At 33.2% G+C, this 21456-nt stretch carries 19 protein-coding genes; all 19 read left to right on the top strand.

What is annotated here, in order from left to right:
* The first annotated feature begins 1 nt into the window (after window position 1).
* The 19 genes from GSH73_RS07205 to GSH73_RS07115 all read left to right on the top strand — a co-directional run bounded on the left by GSH73_RS07205 (window position 2) and on the right by GSH73_RS07115 (window position 21452).
* Window positions 2–784, top strand: coding sequence for a phosphatidate cytidylyltransferase (locus GSH73_RS07205; protein WP_014758680.1), 783 nt, complete (start codon window positions 2–4; stop codon window positions 782–784).
* A gap of 12 nt (window positions 785–796) precedes the next feature.
* Window positions 797–1945: a 1-deoxy-D-xylulose-5-phosphate reductoisomerase gene (gene dxr / locus GSH73_RS07200; RefSeq protein WP_014758681.1), complete on the top strand. Its 1149-nt coding sequence runs from the start codon at window positions 797–799 to the stop codon at window positions 1943–1945.
* A 7-nt stretch (window positions 1946–1952) separates the two neighbouring features.
* Window positions 1953–2969: an RIP metalloprotease RseP gene (gene rseP / locus GSH73_RS07195; protein ID WP_014758682.1), complete on the top strand. Its 1017-nt coding sequence runs from the start codon at window positions 1953–1955 to the stop codon at window positions 2967–2969.
* Window positions 2970–2984: 15 nt separating this feature from the next.
* Window positions 2985–4046: a flavodoxin-dependent (E)-4-hydroxy-3-methylbut-2-enyl-diphosphate synthase gene (gene ispG / locus GSH73_RS07190; protein WP_014758683.1), complete on the top strand. Its 1062-nt coding sequence runs from the start codon at window positions 2985–2987 to the stop codon at window positions 4044–4046.
* A complete protein-coding gene (locus GSH73_RS07185) occupies window positions 4046–4675 on the top strand; it encodes a glycosyltransferase family 2 protein (RefSeq protein WP_038069279.1) in 630 nt (209 codons plus the stop codon). The genes ispG and GSH73_RS07185 overlap by 1 nt, the downstream gene beginning before the upstream one ends.
* Window positions 4676–4688: 13 nt before the next feature.
* Window positions 4689–8921 (top strand): PolC-type DNA polymerase III, encoded by a 4233-nt coding sequence (locus tag GSH73_RS07180; protein ID WP_014758685.1) that lies wholly within the window; start codon window positions 4689–4691, stop codon window positions 8919–8921.
* A gap of 125 nt (window positions 8922–9046) precedes the next feature.
* On the top strand, window positions 9047–9502 hold the full coding sequence (gene rimP / locus GSH73_RS07175; protein WP_014758686.1) for a ribosome maturation factor RimP: 456 nt from the start codon (window positions 9047–9049) through the stop codon (window positions 9500–9502).
* Window positions 9503–9520: 18 nt separating this feature from the next.
* Complete coding sequence (gene nusA / locus GSH73_RS07170; RefSeq protein ID WP_014758687.1) at window positions 9521–10558, top strand: transcription termination factor NusA; 1038 nt, start codon at window positions 9521–9523, stop codon at window positions 10556–10558.
* 17 nt (window positions 10559–10575) lie between these two features.
* Entirely contained in the window at window positions 10576–10845 is a 270-nt protein-coding gene (gene rnpM, locus GSH73_RS07165) for an RNase P modulator RnpM (RefSeq protein WP_038069276.1), read from the top strand.
* Window positions 10838–11158 (top strand): L7Ae/L30e/S12e/Gadd45 family ribosomal protein, encoded by a 321-nt coding sequence (locus tag GSH73_RS07160; protein WP_014758688.1) that lies wholly within the window; start codon window positions 10838–10840, stop codon window positions 11156–11158. Before rnpM ends, GSH73_RS07160 begins: the two co-directional genes overlap by 8 nt.
* Window positions 11145–13199, top strand: coding sequence for a translation initiation factor IF-2 (gene infB / locus GSH73_RS07155; RefSeq protein ID WP_014758689.1), 2055 nt, complete (start codon window positions 11145–11147; stop codon window positions 13197–13199). The genes GSH73_RS07160 and infB overlap by 14 nt, the downstream gene beginning before the upstream one ends.
* A gap of 14 nt (window positions 13200–13213) precedes the next feature.
* Entirely contained in the window at window positions 13214–13573 is a 360-nt protein-coding gene (gene rbfA, locus GSH73_RS07150; protein WP_014758690.1) for a 30S ribosome-binding factor RbfA, read from the top strand.
* Complete coding sequence (locus GSH73_RS07145; protein ID WP_014758691.1) at window positions 13570–14523, top strand: DHH family phosphoesterase; 954 nt, start codon at window positions 13570–13572, stop codon at window positions 14521–14523. The genes rbfA and GSH73_RS07145 overlap by 4 nt, the downstream gene beginning before the upstream one ends.
* Window positions 14524–14529: 6 nt before the next feature.
* Complete coding sequence (gene truB, locus GSH73_RS07140; RefSeq protein ID WP_014758692.1) at window positions 14530–15399, top strand: tRNA pseudouridine(55) synthase TruB; 870 nt, start codon at window positions 14530–14532, stop codon at window positions 15397–15399.
* Window positions 15400–16317, top strand: coding sequence for a bifunctional riboflavin kinase/FAD synthetase (locus tag GSH73_RS07135; RefSeq protein WP_014758693.1), 918 nt, complete (start codon window positions 15400–15402; stop codon window positions 16315–16317).
* A gap of 126 nt (window positions 16318–16443) precedes the next feature.
* Complete coding sequence (locus GSH73_RS07130) at window positions 16444–17928, top strand: ISLre2 family transposase (RefSeq protein WP_160175246.1); 1485 nt, start codon at window positions 16444–16446, stop codon at window positions 17926–17928.
* Window positions 17929–18177: 249 nt separating this feature from the next.
* Window positions 18178–18444, top strand: coding sequence for a 30S ribosomal protein S15 (gene rpsO, locus GSH73_RS07125; protein WP_014758694.1), 267 nt, complete (start codon window positions 18178–18180; stop codon window positions 18442–18444).
* 80 nt (window positions 18445–18524) lie between these two features.
* A complete protein-coding gene (locus tag GSH73_RS07120; protein ID WP_014758695.1) occupies window positions 18525–20627 on the top strand; it encodes a polyribonucleotide nucleotidyltransferase in 2103 nt (700 codons plus the stop codon).
* A gap of 117 nt (window positions 20628–20744) precedes the next feature.
* Window positions 20745–21452: a polysaccharide deacetylase family protein gene (locus GSH73_RS07115; RefSeq protein WP_038068785.1), complete on the top strand. Its 708-nt coding sequence runs from the start codon at window positions 20745–20747 to the stop codon at window positions 21450–21452.
* Window positions 21453–21456 lie beyond the last annotated feature (4 nt).

The following is a 21456-nucleotide window of genomic DNA, read 5'->3' as shown; positions in this document are numbered from 1 at the left end:
TATGTTAAAAAAAAGGATATTTAGTGCGGTAATAGGACTTCCTCTGGTTTTTGCGGCATTAATAATGGGAGGATGGTATCTTAGACTTTTTTTAGTAGCGATTAGTCTTATTGGATTGTACGAGTTTTACGCGGTATTTAAAAATACCGAAATAAAGCCTATAAATTTTATAGGTTATGTGGCAGTTTTATTTTTTTACATTTTTGGCTATACCTATGATTCTATAGATCTTTTTGTAATTTTGTCTGTAGTAATATTTTCTATTCCAGTTGTATTTCATAAGTATAATTTGAAAGATACTTCCATAACGATTATGGGAATCATATATGTTATCTTTTTCTCGTACATAGGGAAAATAAGGGACATTAAAGGCGGTTACTTGCTTGTATGGCTTATATTTATCATTTCTTGGCTGACTGATACTTTTGCATATTTCATAGGTAAACGCATAGGTAAGAATAAATTATGTCCATCAATTAGTCCTAATAAAACTTTCGAAGGTTCGGTGGGTGGAGTAATAGGTTCATTGATAGGATGCCTTTTGTTTACATATTTATTTAAAGAAAAATTAGAATTAAATTATTTCTACATTACATTTTTAAGCGTTATAGGCAGCATAGTGGCTCAAATAGGCGATCTTTTTGCGTCGTTTATAAAACGAAATTGCAACACGAAGGATTTTAGCAAAATTATTCCGGGACATGGTGGAATATTAGATAGATTTGATAGCATTCTTTTCGTATCTCCTTGTATTTACATATTTTTCACGTATTTAAACAGATGAAAGGAGTTAAGCATGAAAAATATTGTCATTTTAGGTTCTACGGGTTCGATTGGGACTCAAACACTCGACGTAGTAAGAAAATCAAAAGAATTTCAAGTTATAGGACTTACATGTTATAATAATATTGATCTTATAAAGCAACAAATTGATGAATTTAATCCGAAATTTGTAGCTGTTAAAGATAAATCTTCTGCAAAAAAGTTAAAAGAAATGGTAGATACTAATACAGTGATTCTCTCTGGTGATGATGGAATAAACGAGGTAGCTTCTCTTTCAAATGTTCAGACTGTTGTTGTAGCAATTGAAGGCATAGCAGCGCTTATTCCTACTATAAAAGCGATTGAAACAGGACATGATATTGCACTTGCTAATAAAGAATGTTTAGTAACTGGTGGGCACATAATTAAGAAACTGGCAATTGAGAAAAACATAAATATATTCCCTGTTGATAGTGAGCACAATGCGATTTACCAATGCATTCAATCTGGGAAAAAGGAATTCGTAAATAAATTGATTATAACTGCATCTGGAGGACCATTTAGAGGTAAAACATTAAACGATTTAAAATCGGTGACAGTTGAAGAAGCTTTAAATCACCCTAATTGGAAGATGGGCAAGAAGATAACAATTGATTCTGCCACACTTATGAATAAAGGGTTTGAGGTAATAGAAGCTAATTGGCTTTTTGATATGCCGTTAGAAAAAATAGAAGTTGTTGTGCATAAAGAAAGCATAATACATTCAATGGTAGAGTTTATTGATGGAAGCATTATTGCAGAAATGGCGACTGCTGATATGAGGATACCGATACAGTACGCTTTAAATTTTCCAAACAGGGTATATGTAGAAGGCGTACGATATTTAGATATTGCCAAAATTGCAAGTTTATCATTTGAAAAACCAGATGTTAATACTTTTAGATGTCTCCAACTGGCGTATGACGCATTGAGAGAAGGCGGAACAATGACAACTGTTTTAAATACAGCAGATGAAGTAGCAGTTCAATTATTTTTAGAAAGAGCAATTTCGTTTAATGATATTCCTTGTATAATAGAAAAATATATGAATAGTCATAAAAACATCATTAATCCGGAATTAAATGATATAATAGAAGTAGATAAAGAAATAAGGGAAAAAATTAAGCGTGAGTATATGAGGTGATAGGTAAGTGGTATTTTTTTATGTTGTAGTAAGCGTAATTGTATTGGGAATTTTAGTTACGATTCATGAGTTCGGACATTTTATAATAGCCAAATTGTCTGGTACAAAAGTTAATGAATTTGCCATAGGTTTTGGACCGAAGATATTTTCAAAAAAATATGGTGAAACGGAGTATTCGTTTAGATTAATGCTTTTTGGCGGTTTTTGTGCCTTAGCAGGGGAAGATGAAGTATCTAATGATAAAAGAGCTGTGACAAATAAACCTTGGTATACAAGGCTTGGCATTTTTGCGGCTGGTCCTTTGATGAATATATTATTAACTTTTATAATTTTAATTATGGTTTTCTATTTCGTTGGAAGTCCAGTTCCTATTGTCAGTTCTACCATAAGTGGTTATCCTGCGGAAAAGGCCGGTATAAAGCCGGGTGATGAAATAGTGATGGTAAACAATACTAAAATTAATGACTGGACTACATTGCAGAACATTATAAATTCAAACAATGGAGTAAAGTTAAATTTTACAATTAAAAGGGGAAATATTACTTTAAAAAAAGCAGTTATACCGATGACTGATAAAAGCACTGGAAAGCCAATGATAGGGATAGTACCACAGTATCGTAGGTCTTTGATATTAGCTGCCGATAGCGGTATAAAGCAAACTATTTATTTCTCAAAGATGATAATTTTATCTCTGTACATGTTGATAACTGGCAAAGTTTCAACGAATGATTTGATGGGGCCAGTTGGCATAGTTCAAGCTATTGGCACAGAAGCGAAATCCGGCATACTGAATTTAATGGCATTTACTGCGCTTATAAGCGTGAATTTAGGGTTGTTTAACTTGCTGCCATTCCCAGCGTTAGATGGTGGTAGGATTTTATTCGTGTTGATAGAGAAAATTAGAGGGAAACCTGTCGATCCGGAAAAAGAAGGATTTGTACATTATATAGGTTTTATGTTGCTTATCGCGCTTATACTTTTTGCCACATATAAAGATTTGGTTAGGATAAATATTTTAAAATAATAGGTGATAAACTTTATGAGGAAAAGAACAAAAGAAATAAAAATAGGAAGCATACGCATAGGTGGAGAAAACCCGATTGCAATACAATCCATGACTAATACTGACACAAAAGACGTAAATAAAACCGTGCAGCAAATTAAAGAGCTTGAAAGTGTGGGTTGTGATATTGTGCGTGTAGCTGTCCTTGATGTAGATGCTGCAAAAGCCATTGAAGAAATAAAAAAAGAAATTGATATCCCCATTGTTGCCGACATACATTTTGATTATAGATTGGCTTTAGAAGCTATTAAGCATGGGGCGGATAAAATCAGGATAAATCCAGGCAATATTGGTGGAGATGATAAGCTTAAAGCAGTAGTAGATGCTGCTAAAGATGCAGGAATCCCCATAAGAGTAGGTGTAAATTCTGGTTCATTGGAAAGGGACATTTTAAATAAATATGGTGGTGTAACAGCGGATGGAATTGTTGAAAGTGCACTTAAAAGTGTATCTCTCTTAGAAAAATGCGGCTTTTACGATATAGTGGTATCTTTAAAGACCACTAATGTACCGTTGACAATTGAGTCTTATAAGATTATTTCTGAAAAGATAGATTATCCACTTCACGTTGGCATTACAGAGGCTGGAACAATTTTTTCAGGAACTATAAAATCTGCTGTTGGGATTGGCACACTGCTATATATGGGTATTGGAGATACAATAAGAGTATCTTTAACGGGGAATCCTGTCGAAGAAGTAAGAGTTGGAAAACAAATATTAAAATCTTTAGGATTGGCAAAAGGAGGCGTAGAAATAATTTCTTGCCCAACATGTGGAAGAACTAAAATTGATCTTATAGAATTGGCTCAAAAAGTTGAAAAAGCAACAGCAAATATAAATCAAGACATAAAAGTTGCTGTAATGGGATGTGCAGTCAATGGCCCTGGCGAGGCAAGAGAAGCAGATATAGGAATAGCTGGGGGAATTGGAGAAGGTCTTATTTTTAAAAAAGGAAAGATTATTAAAAAAGTACCAGAAGATAAGCTTTTTGATGAATTTATTAAGGAACTTAACGATATACTGAAGGAGAAATCATGATGATATCTGTCATTATTCCTGCGTATAATGAGGGGAAAAATATAAAAGATGTTTTAAAAGTATTAGAAAAAATCAATATTATTGATGAAACAATAGTTGTAAATGATGGTTCAACAGACGATACTGAAAAAGTCGTTTCTCTTTTTAACGTAAAGCTTATAAATCTAAAGACAAATTTAGGGAAAGGTGCTGCTTTAAAAAGGGGCATTCAAGCTGCTAATGGAGATGTATTAGTTTTGCTTGATGCAGATCTTATAGGTTTTACTCCAGAGCATTTTAATAAATTAGTAAAACCTGTTTTAGATAATAAGTGTGATATGGCAGTTGGCATATTTTCATCTGGAAGAAAAAGAACTGATTTAGCACAAAAAATAGCTCCTTTTTTGTCAGGACAGCGTGTTTTAAAAAGAGATGTTCTTATAGATTTTATAAATAATAGCGATGTAGACATTTTGAAATATGGAATAGAAGTAGCGCTTACGAAATATGCCAAAGAAAAACATTTAAGAGTGCAACATGTACAGTTAGAAAATATGACGCATGTAATGAAAGAAGAAAAATTGGGTTTTATTAAAGGTTTTAAAGCCAGGCTGATGATGTATAAAGACATTTTAAAGGTATGGATGTAAGGAGTGCGTTTTGATGCTACCTTCTTTTCTTAAAGAGGAATTAGGTATAAGCGACATAAAAATAAATAAAATAAGTTTATGTTTAAAGGAAAGAAAGCTTATACTGTTTTTGCCTTTTAATTTTAAAAAAGATGTTTCAAAATTAGAATCTTTAAAATCTACTATTAAATCAAAAATCCCTCTACTTTCTAATATAGAATTTGAATTTACAGGTGCAGATAACATTGACGTAAATTCAGTTTTAAATGATTATTGGGATGATATTATAAAAAAAGCCAGTGAAAAATATCCTGGCACTTTAAGTTTTATAAAATCATGTCATGTATCGATTAAAGATGAGGAACATGTAATAATAAAGGCGTCAAATGAAGTATCTTTTAATTTTCTAAAGAAAAACAAAATCGATGCGTATATTGGCGAATTGATAAAAGAATATTATGATCTAGACGTAAATTTTGCTTTAGATTTTGATGAAGCAATATATGACAAACTTCATGAAGAAATCAAAAAGGACGAAGAAATCTTGGCAAATAACATCATCACAAGTCCTCCAGAAAGCAGCCAAAAAATTGAAAGTGATGTGGATGATAATGACAGCAAAGTATTACTTGGAAAAGAAATAAATACAGAAATTGTAAAAATATGCGATGTATTTCAAGAAGGTGATGATGTTGCAATAAAAGGTGAAATTTTTTCAATAGATTTCCGCGAAATAAAATCTAAATATCTGATGACTTTTGATATTACTGATACTACATCTTCATTTACAGTTAAAGCATTTTTAAATGGTGAAAAGTACAATCTAATTAAAGACAGATTGACAATAGGAAGCAATGTAAAAGTGCGCGGTACTGTTATTTACGATAAATATGAAAGAGATCTAATATTGAATGCTAAAGACGTAGAACTATGCGAGAAATCTGTCAGAGTAGATTCTCATCCACAAAAAAGGGTAGAGTTGCATGTACATACACAAATGAGCAGCATGGATGGAGTAAGCTCTGCAGAGTCTTTAATCAGAAGGGCATCAGAGTGGGGGCACAAAGCGATTGCAATAACAGATCATGCTGTATTGCAGGCTTATCCTGAAGCTCAAAGTGCTGCGAAAAAATATGGTGTTAAAGTCATCTACGGCGTAGAGGGTTATCTTGTCAATGATGGTGTTCCAATCGTCAGCGGAAGCACATCTATGACTATTGATGGCAGCTTTGTTGTATTTGACATTGAAACTACTGGTCTTTCAAGCATTAATGACAATATTATTGAAATTGGGGCTGTCAAGATAAAGAATTGTCAAATAGTAGATACATTCGAGACTTTTGTGAATCCACAAGTTCACATATCTAAATTTATAACAAAATTGACCGGCATAACAGACGACATGGTTAAAGAGTACCCATCTATTGAAGAAATCTTGCCTAAATTTTTGGACTTTATAAAGGATTCTATTCTTGTAGCGCATAATGCAAACTTTGACGTGACTTTTATAAAGACAAAAGCCAGAAATCTTGGTATGGAAGTGGACAATCCCGTTTTAGACACTTTAGAGTTAAGCAGGCACATGTATGAAAATCTAAAAAATTACAAACTGGATACTGTAGCGCAGCATCTTGGTGTGTCACTTGAAAATCATCATAGAGCCGTAGACGATGCTAAAGCAACTGCTGAAATTTTTATTAAAAGTATCAATAAGCTGAAAGAAAACGGAATAGAAAAAGTAAATGAGATAAACGATTATTTAAAAAACAAGGTTGACATAAAAAAAATGCCTACATATCATGTAATCATACTTGTCAGAAACCAAAAAGGGTTGAGAAATCTCTATGAATTAGTATCAAGATCAAATTTGGAGTATTTTCACAGAAATCCAAGAATTCCTAAAAGTCTTTTGTCGCAAATGAGAGAAGGATTATTAATTGGTTCTGCTTGTGAACAAGGTGAAGTTTTTAGGGGATTAATATCAAATCTTGATGATGATAAATTACACGAGATCGCTAGTTACTATGATTATTTAGAAATACAACCTTTAGGAAATAACGAATTTTTAATTGATAAGGGTGAGGTAAAAAACAAAGAAGAATTGATTAAGATAAACAAAAGAATTTATGATTTGGGAAAACAACTCAAAAAACCGGTTGTTGCGACGTGTGATGTTCATTTTTTAGACCCTTGGGATAATGTGTATAGAAAGATACTCATGTATGGAAAAGGGTTTAAAGATGCTGATAGACAGCCACCACTTTATTTTAGAACAACCGATGAAATGCTGAGAGAATTTGATTACTTTGATGAAGAGATTGCAAGGGAGATTGTCATAGACAATCCTAATCAAATAGCAGATTCTATAGAAGATGTTAAACCAATACCAGATGGCACATTTCCTCCGTCAATAGAAGGTGCCGAAGAAGAGCTTAGGAAATTGACATTAAACAAGGCTCATGAAATATATGGTGAAAAATTGCCAGAGATAGTTGAAAAAAGGCTGGACAAAGAGCTAAATTCTATCATAAATAATGGTTACGCTGTTATGTACATCATAGCTCAAAAGTTAGTGACAAAATCACTAAGTGATGGTTATTTAGTTGGTTCAAGAGGTTCGGTCGGTTCGTCGTTTGTGGCAACCATGAGCGGAATAACCGAGGTTAATCCATTGCCACCTCATTATATCTGCCCTCATTGCAAGCACTCAGAGTTTATATTAGATGGAAGTTATGGTTCTGGTGTGGATATGCCTGATAAAGATTGTCCACAATGCGGAACAAAGATGAGAAAAGATGGACATGATATTCCATTTGAAGTGTTTCTTGGATTTGAAGGGGATAAAGAACCAGATATAGATTTAAACTTTTCAGGAGATTATCAGCCGATAGCACATAAGTACACAGAAGAAATATTTGGAATAGGTCACGTCTTTAGAGCTGGAACTATTGGTACATTGGCTGATAAAACAGCATACGGCTTTGTGAAAAAGTATTTCGAAGAAAAAAATTTAACGGTTCATAATGCAGAAATCAAGAGGTTAGTCATGGGTTGTACTGGTGCCAAAAGGACTACAGGGCAACATCCAGGTGGTGTTATGGTTGTCCCCAAAGACAAAGACATTTATGATTTTACACCAATACAGCATCCTGCAGATGCACAAGATTCAGACATAATAACAACACACTTTGATTATCACTCTATAAGCGGAAGACTGCTTAAGCTTGATATACTTGGTCATGATGATCCTACAGTAATCAGAATGCTGGAAGATTTAACAGGAATCAATGCCAGAGAAATACCATTAGATGATAAAAAGACGATGAGCCTTTTTACAAGTGTAGAAGCTCTTAACATAGATCCAGAAGATATAAATTGCACAGTAGGCACTTTAGGATTGCCTGAATTTGGAACGAAATTTGTAAGACAGATGCTGGTTGATACAAAGCCGACAACTTTTGCAGAGCTTGTAAGAATAAGCGGACTTTCACATGGTACAGATGTTTGGCTTAATAATGCACAAGACATAATAAAAGAAGGCAAAGCCACACTTAAAGAGGTAATTTCCACACGAGATGATATAATGTTATTTCTTATCAGCAAAGGGCTTGACAAGAAGTTGTCTTTCAAGATAATGGAAAGCGTTAGAAAAGGAAAGGGCATAAAAGACGAGGAAATAGAGGAAATGAAAAAGCATAATGTGCCTGATTGGTTTATTCAGTCGTGTCAAAAAATCAAGTACATGTTTCCTAAAGCCCATGCAGTTGCTTATGTCATAATGGCTTTTAGGATAGCTTATTTTAAAGTGCACCACCCTGAGGCTTTTTATGCCACGTATTTTACTGTTAGAGCTGATGAATTTAATTTGGATATGATGGATTCATTAGAAAAAATCAAAGAAAATATAAGGCTAATTGAATCAAAGGGCAATAATGCTACAGCAAAGGAGAAAGGCTTATTGACAATATTAGAGGTTGGTCTTGAAATGTACCTTAGAGGCCTAAGATTCACAAATATTGATTTGTATAAATCTGATGCGGTGAAATTTTTAATTACAAAAGATGGCATATTGCCTCCATTGAACTCATTGGAAGGTATAGGTAAGCAAGCAGCGAAGATAATAGCTGAAGAGAGAGAAAAAGGCAAATTTTTATCAATAGAAGATTTGAGAAATAGAACGAGAATCAGTAAAACTGTTATCGACATTTTAAAGCAGCATGGTTGCTTGCAGGATATTCCTGAATCAAATCAATTAAGTTTATTTTAATGTTGCATTGGTTATTTGTGTATGTTATAATTGATATGGCAAAATAGAGATGGAACTTAAGAGTGGGGTTTCCCACTCTTTCGTATTATATATATAAAATAATGAGCTACAAGGAGGTTATCAAATTGTCAAAGATTGAAGAGTTGACAAGACAGCTTGTTACTCCCGCCATAGAAAAAAACAATTTTGAATTGGTTGATGTTGAATACAAAAAAGAAGGCAACAATTGGTATCTAAGAGTTTATATAGACAAAGATGGAGGAGTTAGCTTAGACGATTGTCAAATTATAAGTGAATATTTAAGTGAAAAGCTGGATGAAGTAGATCCAATAGATAATAGTTATATACTTGAAGTTTCTTCGCCAGGAATAGATAGACCATTAAAAACAAAACGGGATTTTGAAAAATTCAAAGGCAGTTTGGTTGAAGTTTCATTATATCAACCAATAGATAAAAAGAAAAAGTATGAAGGCGAGCTTTTAGGCCTTGAAGATGATAAAGTGATCATTGTTGACGATGGCGGAAAAAGAGAATTTGATATAAAAAATGTTAGTTTGGTTAAACCTGTTATAAAATTTTAGATTAAAGGAGGGAAAATAATGAACAGTGAATTTATTGAAGCACTTGAACAAATTTGCAAAGATAAAGGCATTACGAAAGAAACGATGTTTGAAGCAATAGAAGCTGCATTGGTTTCGGCGTACAAAAAAAACTATGGAACAGCTCAGAATGTCAAAGTAAAGATGGACAGAGAAACGGGTGATGTTAAAGTCTATGCTCAAAAAACAGTTGTGGAAAATGTGTACAATGATTTGCTTGAAATAAGTTTGGAAGAGGCTCAAAAATTAAGCAAGAAATACCTTGTTGGTGATACTGTTGATATTGAAGTTACGCCAAAATCTTTTGGGAGAATAGCAGCACAAAATGCTAAACAGGTTGTTGTTCAAAGAATAAGAGAAGCAGAACGAGGTATTGTGTATGAAGACTTTTTAAGCAAGGAATCAGAAATAGTCACTGGAATTGTAGAAAGAATAGAAAAAAAGAATGTTTTAGTTGATTTAGGTAAAACTGAAGCTACTTTGACGCCAAATGAGCAGATTCCAAACGAAACCTACAAACATGGAGATAGAATAAAAGTCTATATAGTAGAAGTTAAAAAGACTACAAAAGGTCCGCAAATACTTATATCACGTTCACACCCAGGATTGGTAAAAAGGCTTTTTGAGATGGAGGTACCAGAATTGCAACAAGGTATCGTCGAAATTCGAAGTATTTCGAGAGAACCTGGTTCAAGGACGAAAATGGCTGTATATGCAAAAGACGAAAATGTTGATCCGGTAGGTTCATGTGTAGGTTACAAGGGCGCAAGAGTACAAGCTGTTGTAAATGAGTTAAAGGGTGAAAAGATAGATATCGTAAAATGGAGCTCAAAACCACAGGAATTTGTAACTAACGCTTTAAGTCCGGCCAAAGTTTTAAGTATTGATATTGATGAAAAAGAAAAAATAGCAAGAGTCGTCGTACCTGATTATCAGCTTTCTCTTGCAATTGGCAAAGAAGGACAAAATGTAAGATTAGCTGCTAAGCTAACAGGATGGAAGATAGACATAACAAGTGAATCTACTGCTAAATCTTAAAGGTTGGGGTTGATAACGTGAAGTCCAAAAAAGTTCCAATGAGAATGTGTCTTGGTTGCCAAGAAATGAAGCCAAAGAGAGAGTTGCTTCGAATCGTCAAAAAAGCGCATAGCAATGAAGTCCAAGTTGATTTGACAGGTAAGTTGTCTGGGAGAGGTTGCTATGTCTGTAAAAACATTGATTGCGTAGAAAAAGCCTTAAAATCAAAAAAAATAGAAAGGGCATTGGAAACTTCATTAACTGAAGATATTATTGAACAAATCAGAAAAGAGGTTTCAAATGAATAAATTTTATTCTATGCTGGGGTTGTGCAGGAGAGCAGGAAAATTATTGCCGGGAAGGTTGCCGGTTGAAAAAGGAATTGCTAAATCAAGTGTTCGTCTTGTTATTATAGCGGAAGACGCTTCTGAAAATACAAAGAAAAAGTTTATATCTTTATGTAATTCTAAAAACATTTTATATATAATCGCTGGTAATATGTCTTATATTGGCAAAAGCATAGGGCGAGACGATACAGCGGTGATTGGCATTACAGATGAAAACCTATCTAACAAACTATTAGCTGAAGCAAAGGAGGTTCTAACTAATGGAGGTGAATAAAATGTCAAAGACAAGAGTTTATGAGTTGGCAAAAGAACTAAAAATTACAAGCAAGGAATTGATTTCGAAGTTAAATGATTTAGATATTAATGTAAAAAATCATATGAGCACGTTAGAAGATGATGAAGTAAGTTTAATAATAGATTTATTGACGGAAAAAGAGGAAACAGAGACCGATGAATTAGTAGAAGAATATGACGAAATTGATGAAAAGCCTAAAAAGTCTAACAAAAAGCAAAAAAAGTCAGATGCCAAAAAAGCAAAGGACGATAACAATAAACCACAAGATGATTCTGTTAAAATAATATCGATACCTGCGTTTATAACTGTTAAAGAGCTATCTGAAAAAATGAAAATAAATCCTTCAGATATCATAAAGAAATTGATATCCAAAGGAATAATGGTGACAATAAATCAACAAATAGACTATGAAAATGCCTCGCAAATCGCTGAAGAGTATGGCTTTTTATTAGAAAAAAAAGAGGAAAATGAAGATAATCTTGAGATCATAGACAAAGAAGATGATGAAAAAGATCTTCTGCCTAGACCACCTGTAATAACTGTGATGGGTCATGTAGATCATGGAAAAACATCCTTGCTGGATGCAATCAGAAAGACAAACGTTACTCAACGTGAAGCTGGAGGAATTACACAACACATTGGTGCATCTGTTGTAGAAATAAATGGCAAAAAAGTCGTGTTTTTGGATACACCAGGACATGAAGCATTTACGGCTATGAGGGCGAGAGGTGCCAGTGTGACTGATATTGCTGTATTAGTTGTAGCAGCGGATGATGGTGTTATGCCTCAAACAATAGAAGCAATAAACCATGCTAAAGCTGCAAATGTTCCGATAATTGTAGCCATAAATAAAATTGATAAACCTAATGCGAACCCAGATAGAGTTAAGCAAGAATTGGTGGAATATGGTTTGGTGCCAGAGGATTGGGGCGGAAATACAATATGTGTCAATGTTTCAGCGCAAAAAAATATTGGGCTTGATGATTTGCTTGAAATGATATTGCTGGAAGCGGAAATGTTAGAATTAAAGGCAAATCCAAATAGGCCAGCCAGAGGTACAATCATTGAAGCACAACTTGACAAAAACAGAGGTCCTGTTGCAACAGTTTTAGTACAAAAGGGAACACTAAAAACAGGTGATGTAATAATTGCTGGGACAGCTTATGGGAAAGTAAGAGCAATGTTTGACGATAAAGGCAGGAAGGTTAAAAAAGCATCACCATCGATACCTGTTGAAGTTTTGGGTCTGTCTGACGTTCCAAAAGCAGGAGACATACTTGTTGTATTGGATGATGAGAAAAAAGCTCGTTCAATTGCAGAAAAGCGCAAGGAAAAGTTCAGAGAAGAAGAAATGATGCAAAAGCAAAAGATATCTCTTGATGAACTGTTTAATCAAATAAAAGAAGGCAATGTAAAAGAGCTAAATATAATATTAAAAGCTGATGTACAGGGTTCTGTTGAAGCATTAAAAAGCTCCATTGAGCAATTGAGTAATGATGATGTAAGACTTAGAGTTATCCATGGAGCAGTTGGTGCTATTACTGAAACTGATGTCATGTTTGCTTCTGCATCTAATGCCATAATAATTGGCTTTAATGTAAGACCTGATAGCAAGGCTAAATCTTTGGCCGAAAAAGAGAAAGTTGATATAAGATTATATAGAATAATTTACGATGCGATTGATGATTTAAAAGCAGCTATGAAGGGTATGTTGGAACCAGAGTATAGAGAAAAAGAATTAGGCAAAGCAGAGGTAAGAGCAGTATTTAGGGTTCCTAATGTAGGAAATGTAGCTGGATGTTATGTAGTAGAAGGCAAGATTTCCAGAAATGCAAACATAAGATTAGTAAGAGATGGCATAGTAATTTTTGAAGGAAAAATATCTTCATTGAAGAGATTTAAAGACGATGTAAAAGAAGTACAATCTGGTTTTGAATGCGGAATCGGCATAGAAAGATTTAATGACATTAAAGAAGGTGATGTGCTGGAAGCATACCAGATGGAGGAAATACCTCGTTGAAAGGATGAATTAATGTGCAGTATAGAATTGGACGTTTATCAGAAGAAATAAAAAAAGAAGTAAGCCAAATGATATTCGAAGAGATAAAGGATCCAAGGATAAGTAGCATGACTAGCATAACAGATATCGAAGTTTCAAAAGATTTGCGTTATGCAAAAATTTATATCAGCGTTTATGGAAATGATGATGAGAAAAAGAATACTATAGAAGGTTTAAAAAGTGCAACTGGTTTTATAAGACATGAATTAGGAAAAAGAATTAAATTAAGATATACTCCTGAATTGATTTTCGAACTTGATAATTCAATAGAATATGGTGCCCATATTTCTAAGATTTTAAGAGATTTAGATAGTCAAGAGAGTGAAGACAAATGATTTTAAATGATATGTTGGATTCAATAAGAGAAGCTGAAAAAATAGCTATTGTAACACATGTATCACCTGATGGTGATGGAATAGGATGTGTTACTGCATTGTACAAAGCCATGAATAAATTGAGAAAAGATGTATCTATATTTATTGACGATGATATACCTGAAATTTATAGATTTGTGCCATACACAGATAAAATCACAAAACCATTTGACATATCAGTAGATCTGCTTATAGCTGTAGATTGCGCCGATTCAGATAGAATGGGAAAGGCAAAAGAATTGCTTAGAAAAGTTCCTAAGTCAATAAATATAGATCATCATATTTCAAATACTTTGTATGCTACTATGAATTATGTAGACACAAATGCAGCTTCGTCATCTGAGATAGTATATCAATTGATAAAAATATTAGGTATTGATTTGGACCAAGAAATTGCAGAATGTCTGTATGTTGGAGTTGTTACAGACACGGGACATTTTATGTATGGCTCAACTACATCATTTACTCATGAAGTTGCTGGTGATTTAATAAACAATGGTGCTTCTGTGGATAAAATATCCAATATTATTTTTCATAATATTAAATATGAGAAGCTTAAGCTAATTGGCAGAGTTATAGACAATATGGAACTTTATTTTGGTGGAAAAGTTGCATATATGGAGATATCAAAGGAAGACTTCCTGAAGACAAATACAAAATTAGAAGATGTAGAGAATATTATAAATTATGGTAGAGATATAGACAGTGTGGAAATAGCTATCATGCTGGTTGAAAAAGACGATTTTGTAAAAGGAAGTTTACGCTCTAAAAAGTATGTGGATGTAAATAAACTGGCTAAAGAATTTGGCGGTGGTGGTCATGTAAGAGCATCAGGATTCTTAGTAAAAGGCAGTATAAATGATGTAAAAGAAAAAATTTTAGATTTAATAAAATCTGAAGTAGATGAGTGATTGAAAATGGATGGTTTTTTAAATGTTTTGAAGCCGCCAGGTATGACATCTCATGATATAATATCATTTTTAAGGAAAAATCTTAATATAAAAAAAGTAGGTCATTTGGGAACACTTGATCCGGGGGCAGCAGGTGTATTGCCTATATGTATAGGCAAAGCGACGAAATTGGCTCAGTATGTAGTATCGCAGACGAAGATGTATAGAGCAGAAATAACTTTTGGTTTCTCTACAGACAGCATTGATAAATTTGGGCATATTACAAGTGTAACGCCTGTTAAAGTTTTGGAACAATATAAAATGTTAGAAATTGAAAATGCATTTAAAGGCGATATTTTGCAGATTCCACCTATTTACTCTGCTAAAAAAGTTGATGGAAAAAGACTTTATCAATATGCACGAGAAGGCAAAACTATTGATATCAAGCCTTCTCTTGTGACTATATATGACATTAATGTGATATCTTACGAAGCACCGTACAAAATCATGTTTGACGTAAAATGTTCAAAAGGAACATATGTAAGAGCTCTTGTTCGTGATATTTGTGATTATTTGAATATTTCAGGATATATGTCAATGCTTATTAGATTAAGCGTTGGATCATTTACTTTAGAAAATTCATTTACATTAGAAGAAATTGTAGATGGAAAATATAAAATAATGAAAATGGATGATGTTATAACATTTCCTGATGTTTGTCTTAACAATGATGATTACCATAAGATTGTGCACGGCAATCCTGTGAAAAATAGATACATAGATACAGATAATGAATTTATAAAGTTATATAGCCCAGAACATTCATTTGTTGGCGTTGGCAAAGTTGCAGATGATAGAATCTATGTCGAACGATTATTATTTGGAGCTGATGGCTAAGTGATAATAATAGATGAGTACAATACAGAAAAGCACAACGAGAAAAAAGTAATCGCTCTTGGAAACTTTGATGGAATCCATCTTGGACATCAAGAATTAATTAAAAAATCAGTTGAGTTGTCAACAACAAATAAAATGATGAGCTCTGTATTTACATTTAAACAACATACGACAAAGACAATATACAAAAATGATTATCAAAAGCTATTGACAACTAATAGGAAAAAGATAGAGGAATTTTCTAAATTTAATTTAGACTATGCTATAATTTACGATTTTAATAAAGAGTTTTCATTGTTATCTCCCAAAGCTTTTATTGAGAACATTTTAATTGACAAGTTAAATATGAAAATTGCGGTTGTAGGGGATAATTATAGATTTGGATACAATGCTAATGGCGATGTCTCACTTTTAAAAAATTTTTCTAAGATCTATGGCTATGAAGTATATATTGTTGAACCTATAAAATTGAACGATATGCCAATAAGTAGCAGTTTTATACGTTCTTTGATCCAGGAAGGGAATGTGGAAGAAGCAAGCAAATGCCTTGGAAGATATTTTAGCTTAGAAGGGTATGTCGTTAGTGGTAGAAAAATTGGAAGAAAATTAGGATTTCCAACAGCTAATATTAGGATAGACAGCGATTGTATCTTACCGTTAAATGGTGTGTATATAACGAAAGTAAAAATAGGCAAGAGACACTTTCTTGGTATAACAAATGTTGGAATAAATCCAACTTTTAATGTCAATAATTTATCTGTTGAAACGTATATTATAGATTTTAACGAAAATATTTATGGATTGTTTATAGAAGTTGAATTTATTAAGCGCATTCGAGATGAAATAAAATTCAACAGCGAAAAAGAACTTATAGAACAGATGAGAAACGATTATGTATTAGCAAAATCTTATACTTAGTGTATAATTTTAGTAGGCGGTAAAAAATAGAAAAAGGAAGGTATCCAAAAAATACCTTCCTTTCGCATGAATCATCCGCTATAATGTTTAATAGAAAAAACAAAAAAGCGTTATAGAGGTGATTACATGCTAAATATAAGTTTAAATGAAAATGAAATAAATTTCAAGGATTTAGAAGTAGAAATTTATAGATTAGCATGCGAAAAAGCTTGTAATATAATGGCTCAAATCCTTATGGAAATAGATGATATGCTACTAGAAAAAAGGGACAAAAAAGAATATAGATGTAAAGGTAAAAAGCACACAAACATAAAGACAATTATGGGTACTGTTGAATTTGATAAAAGAATTTATGAACATATAAATAGTGAAGGAAAAAAAGAATATGTTTATCTTTTAGATGAATATTTAAACGTGGATACAATAGGCCATATATCAACAAATCTTATTGAAAAAGTTGTAGAAAATGTAACGGAAATGCCATATAGAGAAGCAGCAAAAAATATAGAATCATTAACAAATCAAAGCATTAGCCATACAACTGCATGGAATATAATACAAAAAGTTGGAGAAAAAATAGCAGAATTAGAAAAGCGAGATATAAAACTATTCAAAGAAAACAAGTTAAATGGAAAAAAAGAAACAAAAATATTATTTCAAGAAATGGATGGATTATGGTTATCAATGCAAGGCAAAGATAGACCAAAAGGCAAAAAAAGCAGAGGAAAGAAAGAAATAAAATTAGCAGTAGCATATGATGGATGGGTAAAAAGAAGCCCAGGAAGTGATGAATATATAACACATAACAAAATAGCATGTGCGGGATTTGCAAGCAGTAAAGAATTTAAAGAATTAGTAGATGCAACGATAGCAAAAGAATACAACGTAGACGAAATAGAAATAAAGATAATAAATGGAGATGGAGCAAGTTGGATTAAAGAAAGTTTAGGCGAAGAAGGAGTATATTTTCAATTAGATCCATTTCATAAAAGCCAAGCAGTAATAAAGAATGTAGAGGACAAAAAAGATGCTCACAAATTAATAAAAATGCTAGATGAAGGAAAAGCGGAAGAAAGTCTAGAATACATAACAAAATTGATAATAGAGCAAAAAGATGATGAAAAGCAGAAGGAAAAACTAGAAAAACTATATAACTATTTAGTAGCCAATAAAGAAGGGATAACACCATACCAAAAGAGAGAAGAAATAAAAATACCAGAAGCCCCAGAAGGAATAGAATACAAACATTTAGGGACAATGGAAAACAATATATTTGATATATTAGCAAACAGAATGAATGCAGGTAAAATGAGTTGGACAGAAAAAGGGGCAAATAATTTAGCAAAGATATTAGCCTTAAAGACAAGTGGAAAACTTAATAGTGTTGTAGAAGCATATTTTAATGTAACAATTTCAGAAGAAAAATTAGCAGAGATAAAAGAAGAAATAAAACTATCAGCAGCTGATGTAAACAAAAAACAGAAAAAAGCTAAGGCATATCACATACAAAGAGGCGGTATGCCGTTTGAAGGTTGCGCAATGACAAACAGTCGAAAAGCGATAAGGGAAATACTCAGATACAAATGCTTAAGTGAACTAAAAGTCATATAAAAGGTGCAATATAAAAAGAAAAATGGAGCAAAAACAATTGCACGAAAATTCACAATACGTTAAACATTATGCGGATAAAATTTGAAGAAAAAAATTTGCCAACGACTACTTGACACAAACAATCTTATAAATACATTTTACATAATTGATTTTTTGTGATAAAATTATATCCGTGGTTACCATAGCTTTGATATTCGTTCACCGGCGATGTCAATGCTAATTGGCGAATTTATGAGTGGAGGTGAAATTATGTTAAACAAAGAAAGAAAAAATGAAATAATTGCTCAGAACAGGATTCACGAAAAAGACACAGGTTCTCCAGAAGTTCAGATCGCTTTACTTACTGAGAGGATTAACTCTTTAAATGAACATTTAAAAGTTCATAAAAAAGATCATCATTCAAGACGCGGCTTGCTTAAGATGGTTGGTCAGAGAAGAGGATTATTAAATTATCTAATGAAGAAAGATATGGATAGGTACCGTGCCATCATTGAAAAGTTAGATTTAAGAAAATAGAGCGGGTAACCTCGCTCTTTTTTCTGTATTAATGCTTAAATATTTGAAAAAATATATTAAAAGGATGAAAGGAGGATAATATGGAAAAGATTTTTGAACTTAACCTTGCAGGGAGAAAATTAATCGTTCAAACCGGGAAACTTGCACAGCTGGCTAATGGTAGTGCTCTTGTTAGATATGGTGATACAGTTGTGCTGGTTACTGCTTGTGCTTCTAAAGAACCAAGAGAAGGAGTTGACTTTTTCCCTTTAAGTGTTGATTATGAAGAAAGGCTTTATTCCGTAGGCAAAATACCTGGCGGTTTTATTAAACGAGAAGGTAAACCTACTGAGAAAGCAATATTGACATCCAGATTAATAGATAGGCCAATAAGGCCATTATTTCCGCATGGTTATAGAAATGATGTACAAGTTATTGCTACTGTTTTATCTGTAGATCCTGATGTTCAGCCAGAGATAGTGGCTATGATAGGTTCTTCAGTTGCTTTGTCTATATCTGATATTCCTTTTAACGGCCCTACAGGCTCTGTATCAGTAGCACTTGTAGATGGGAATTTCATAATAAATCCTGACTTAAAGGCGAGGGAAAAAAGTGATCTGCACTTGACTGTTTCAGGCACAAAAGATGCCATAATGATGGTTGAGGCTGGTGCCAATGAAGTTCCAGAGGAAGTAATGTTAGATGCAATAATGTACGCTCATGAATACATAAAACAGATAGTAGAATTTATAGAAGGCATTGTAAAAGAAGTAGGGCTTCCAAAAGCTGAAGTAACAGTACATGAAATAGATGCTAACTTAGAACAACAGGTTAGGGAATTTGCAACTGAAAAAATTTATAATGCTTTAAGGACAGAAGAAAAGAAAGAAAGAAACGATAATATAGACAAAGTTGAGGAAGAAGTCTTAGATCATTTTAAAGATGAATATCCAGATAATATTGCAGATATTGATGAAGTTTTATATACAATTACAAAAGAGCAAATGCGAAAAATGATCACTGAAGAAAAAATAAGAGTAGATGGTAGGGGATTAGATGACATAAGGCCAATAACATGCGATGTTGGTGTTTTGCCTCGTACCCATGGATCAGCTATATTTACTCGTGGTCAGACGCAGGTTATGACAGTGGCAACATTAGGCCCTCTTGGAGATATCCAGATTCTCGATGGTTTAGGTGATGAAGAATCAAAGAGATATATGCATCATTATAATTTCCCTCCTTTTAGCGTAGGTGAAACGAGACCATTAAGAGGTCCAGGAAGGAGAGAAATAGGACATGGTGCGCTGGCTGAGAGAGCATTAGAGCCTATGATACCTTCAGAGGAGGAATTTCCTTATACGATCAGATTGGTTTCTGAAGTGTTAAGCTCAAATGGTTCAACTTCACAAGCAAGTGTATGCGGAAGCACTTTAGCTCTAATGGATGCTGGTGTTCCAATCAAAGCACCAGTTGCTGGTGTTGCAATGGGTCTTATTAAAGAAGGCGATACAGTATCTATACTGACAGATATACAGGGAATAGAAGATTTTCTTGGTGACATGGACTTTAAAGTTGCAGGTACTGAAAAAGGGATAACGGCAATACAAATGGATATAAAGATAGCTGGCATCGATCGCGATATCCTTTCGTTAGCTTTAGAAAAGGCTCGAAAAGGTAGGTTATTTATATTGAATAAAATGTTAGAAACTATAAAAGAGCCAAGAAAGGAATTATCTCCTTATGCTCCAAGGATTATAAGCTTAAACGTCGATCCTGAGAAAATAAGAGATATAATCGGAGCGGGCGGTAAGACAATAAATAAAATAATAGCAGATACAGGTGTAAAAATAGACATAGAAGACGATGGTAGAGTATTTATATCATCAACCGATTTAAAAGCTGGAGAAAAAGCTAAAATGATCATTGAAGCAATAACAAAAGATGTAGAAGTAGGTTCAATTTATTTAGGCAAAGTGACAAGACTGGCTTCATTTGGCGCTTTTGTAGAAATTGCTCCTGGTAAAGAAGGGTTGGTCCACATATCTAAGTTAGATAAAAAACATGTAAATAAAGTTGAAGATGTGGTAAATATTGGCGATGAAATTTTGGTTAAAGTGACAGAGATTGATAAGCAAGGACGGATTAATTTATCGAGAAAAGATGCTTTGCCAGAAGAAACTAAAAGTGACAAAGAAGTGTAAATGCATAAACCGCTTATGGTTTATGTTTTTTATTTATTAATATTCAATAAAAAAAGTAATATCTGATAACATCGCCTAATAAAATTTATTAAGAAAATGGATTAGGTGGTGTTAGTGTTGAAGATATATTATATAAAATATCCTAAAAAAACTACCATAATATTGATTTTAATATTAATTATTGCGATAATTTTGTTAGGGATGTTGATTAATCATTCCATTTCTACGTTTAAAACAAATGATCCTATTTATAAAGGCGATGCAAACAGTAAAAAGATAGCTTTTGCTTGCAACGTAGCGTGGGGTAATGAATATATTCCAAAAATGTTAGAAATATTTAAATCAAACAACATAAGGATAACATTCTTTTTTGAGGGACAATGGGCAGAAAAGAATCCAGAAATAGTCAAGCAGATAGCAAAAGACGGTCATGAGATAGCAAGCCATGGGTATACACACGTTAAGTATACGCAGTGGAGCAAAGATAAATATTCTGAAGATATTTCAAAAGCAGGTGATGTGCTTTTTAAAATAACTGGGAAAAAACCTAATCTTTTTGCTCCACCATACGGTGACTTTAATGATGATGTGGTAAAAACTGCTGAAGATCTTGGATATAAAGTAATCTTATGGAGTTTAGATACTATAGACTGGAGCAATCCTGGTGTTAACAATATTATAGATAGAGTTGTAAAGAAAGCTCATAATGGCGCTATCGTTTTGATGCATCCAACAAAAGGTACTGTAGAAGCACTGCCTACTATGATCAAAGAATTGGAAAGCAAAGGTTATGAAATAACTAACGTTTCGAATGTTCTAAAATAGATGA

This window comes from Thermoanaerobacterium aotearoense, from assembly GCF_009905255.1.
Taxonomy (GTDB): domain Bacteria; phylum Bacillota; class Thermoanaerobacteria; order Thermoanaerobacterales; family Thermoanaerobacteraceae; genus Thermoanaerobacterium; species Thermoanaerobacterium aotearoense.
This window is presented reverse-complemented; position numbering and strand designations above follow the sequence as displayed.

Coding starts and splice junctions, on each gene's coding strand:
- GSH73_RS07185 (WP_038069279.1), top strand. CDS start 4,046: ATGATATCTGTCATTATTCCTGCGTATAATGAGGGGAAAAATATAAAA.
- truB (WP_014758692.1), top strand. CDS start 14,530: ATGGATGGTTTTTTAAATGTTTTGAAGCCGCCAGGTATGACATCTCAT.
- GSH73_RS07120 (WP_014758695.1), top strand. CDS start 18,525: ATGGAAAAGATTTTTGAACTTAACCTTGCAGGGAGAAAATTAATCGTT.
- nusA (WP_014758687.1), top strand. CDS start 9,521: ATGAACAGTGAATTTATTGAAGCACTTGAACAAATTTGCAAAGATAAA.
- GSH73_RS07130 (WP_160175246.1), top strand. CDS start 16,444: ATGCTAAATATAAGTTTAAATGAAAATGAAATAAATTTCAAGGATTTA.
- dxr (WP_014758681.1), top strand. CDS start 797: ATGAAAAATATTGTCATTTTAGGTTCTACGGGTTCGATTGGGACTCAA.
- GSH73_RS07180 (WP_014758685.1), top strand. CDS start 4,689: ATGCTACCTTCTTTTCTTAAAGAGGAATTAGGTATAAGCGACATAAAA.
- infB (WP_014758689.1), top strand. CDS start 11,145: ATGGAGGTGAATAAAATGTCAAAGACAAGAGTTTATGAGTTGGCAAAA.
- GSH73_RS07205 (WP_014758680.1), top strand. CDS start 2: ATGTTAAAAAAAAGGATATTTAGTGCGGTAATAGGACTTCCTCTGGTT.
- GSH73_RS07145 (WP_014758691.1), top strand. CDS start 13,570: ATGATTTTAAATGATATGTTGGATTCAATAAGAGAAGCTGAAAAAATA.
- rpsO (WP_014758694.1), top strand. CDS start 18,178: ATGTTAAACAAAGAAAGAAAAAATGAAATAATTGCTCAGAACAGGATT.
- ispG (WP_014758683.1), top strand. CDS start 2,985: ATGAGGAAAAGAACAAAAGAAATAAAAATAGGAAGCATACGCATAGGT.
- GSH73_RS07160 (WP_014758688.1), top strand. CDS start 10,838: ATGAATAAATTTTATTCTATGCTGGGGTTGTGCAGGAGAGCAGGAAAA.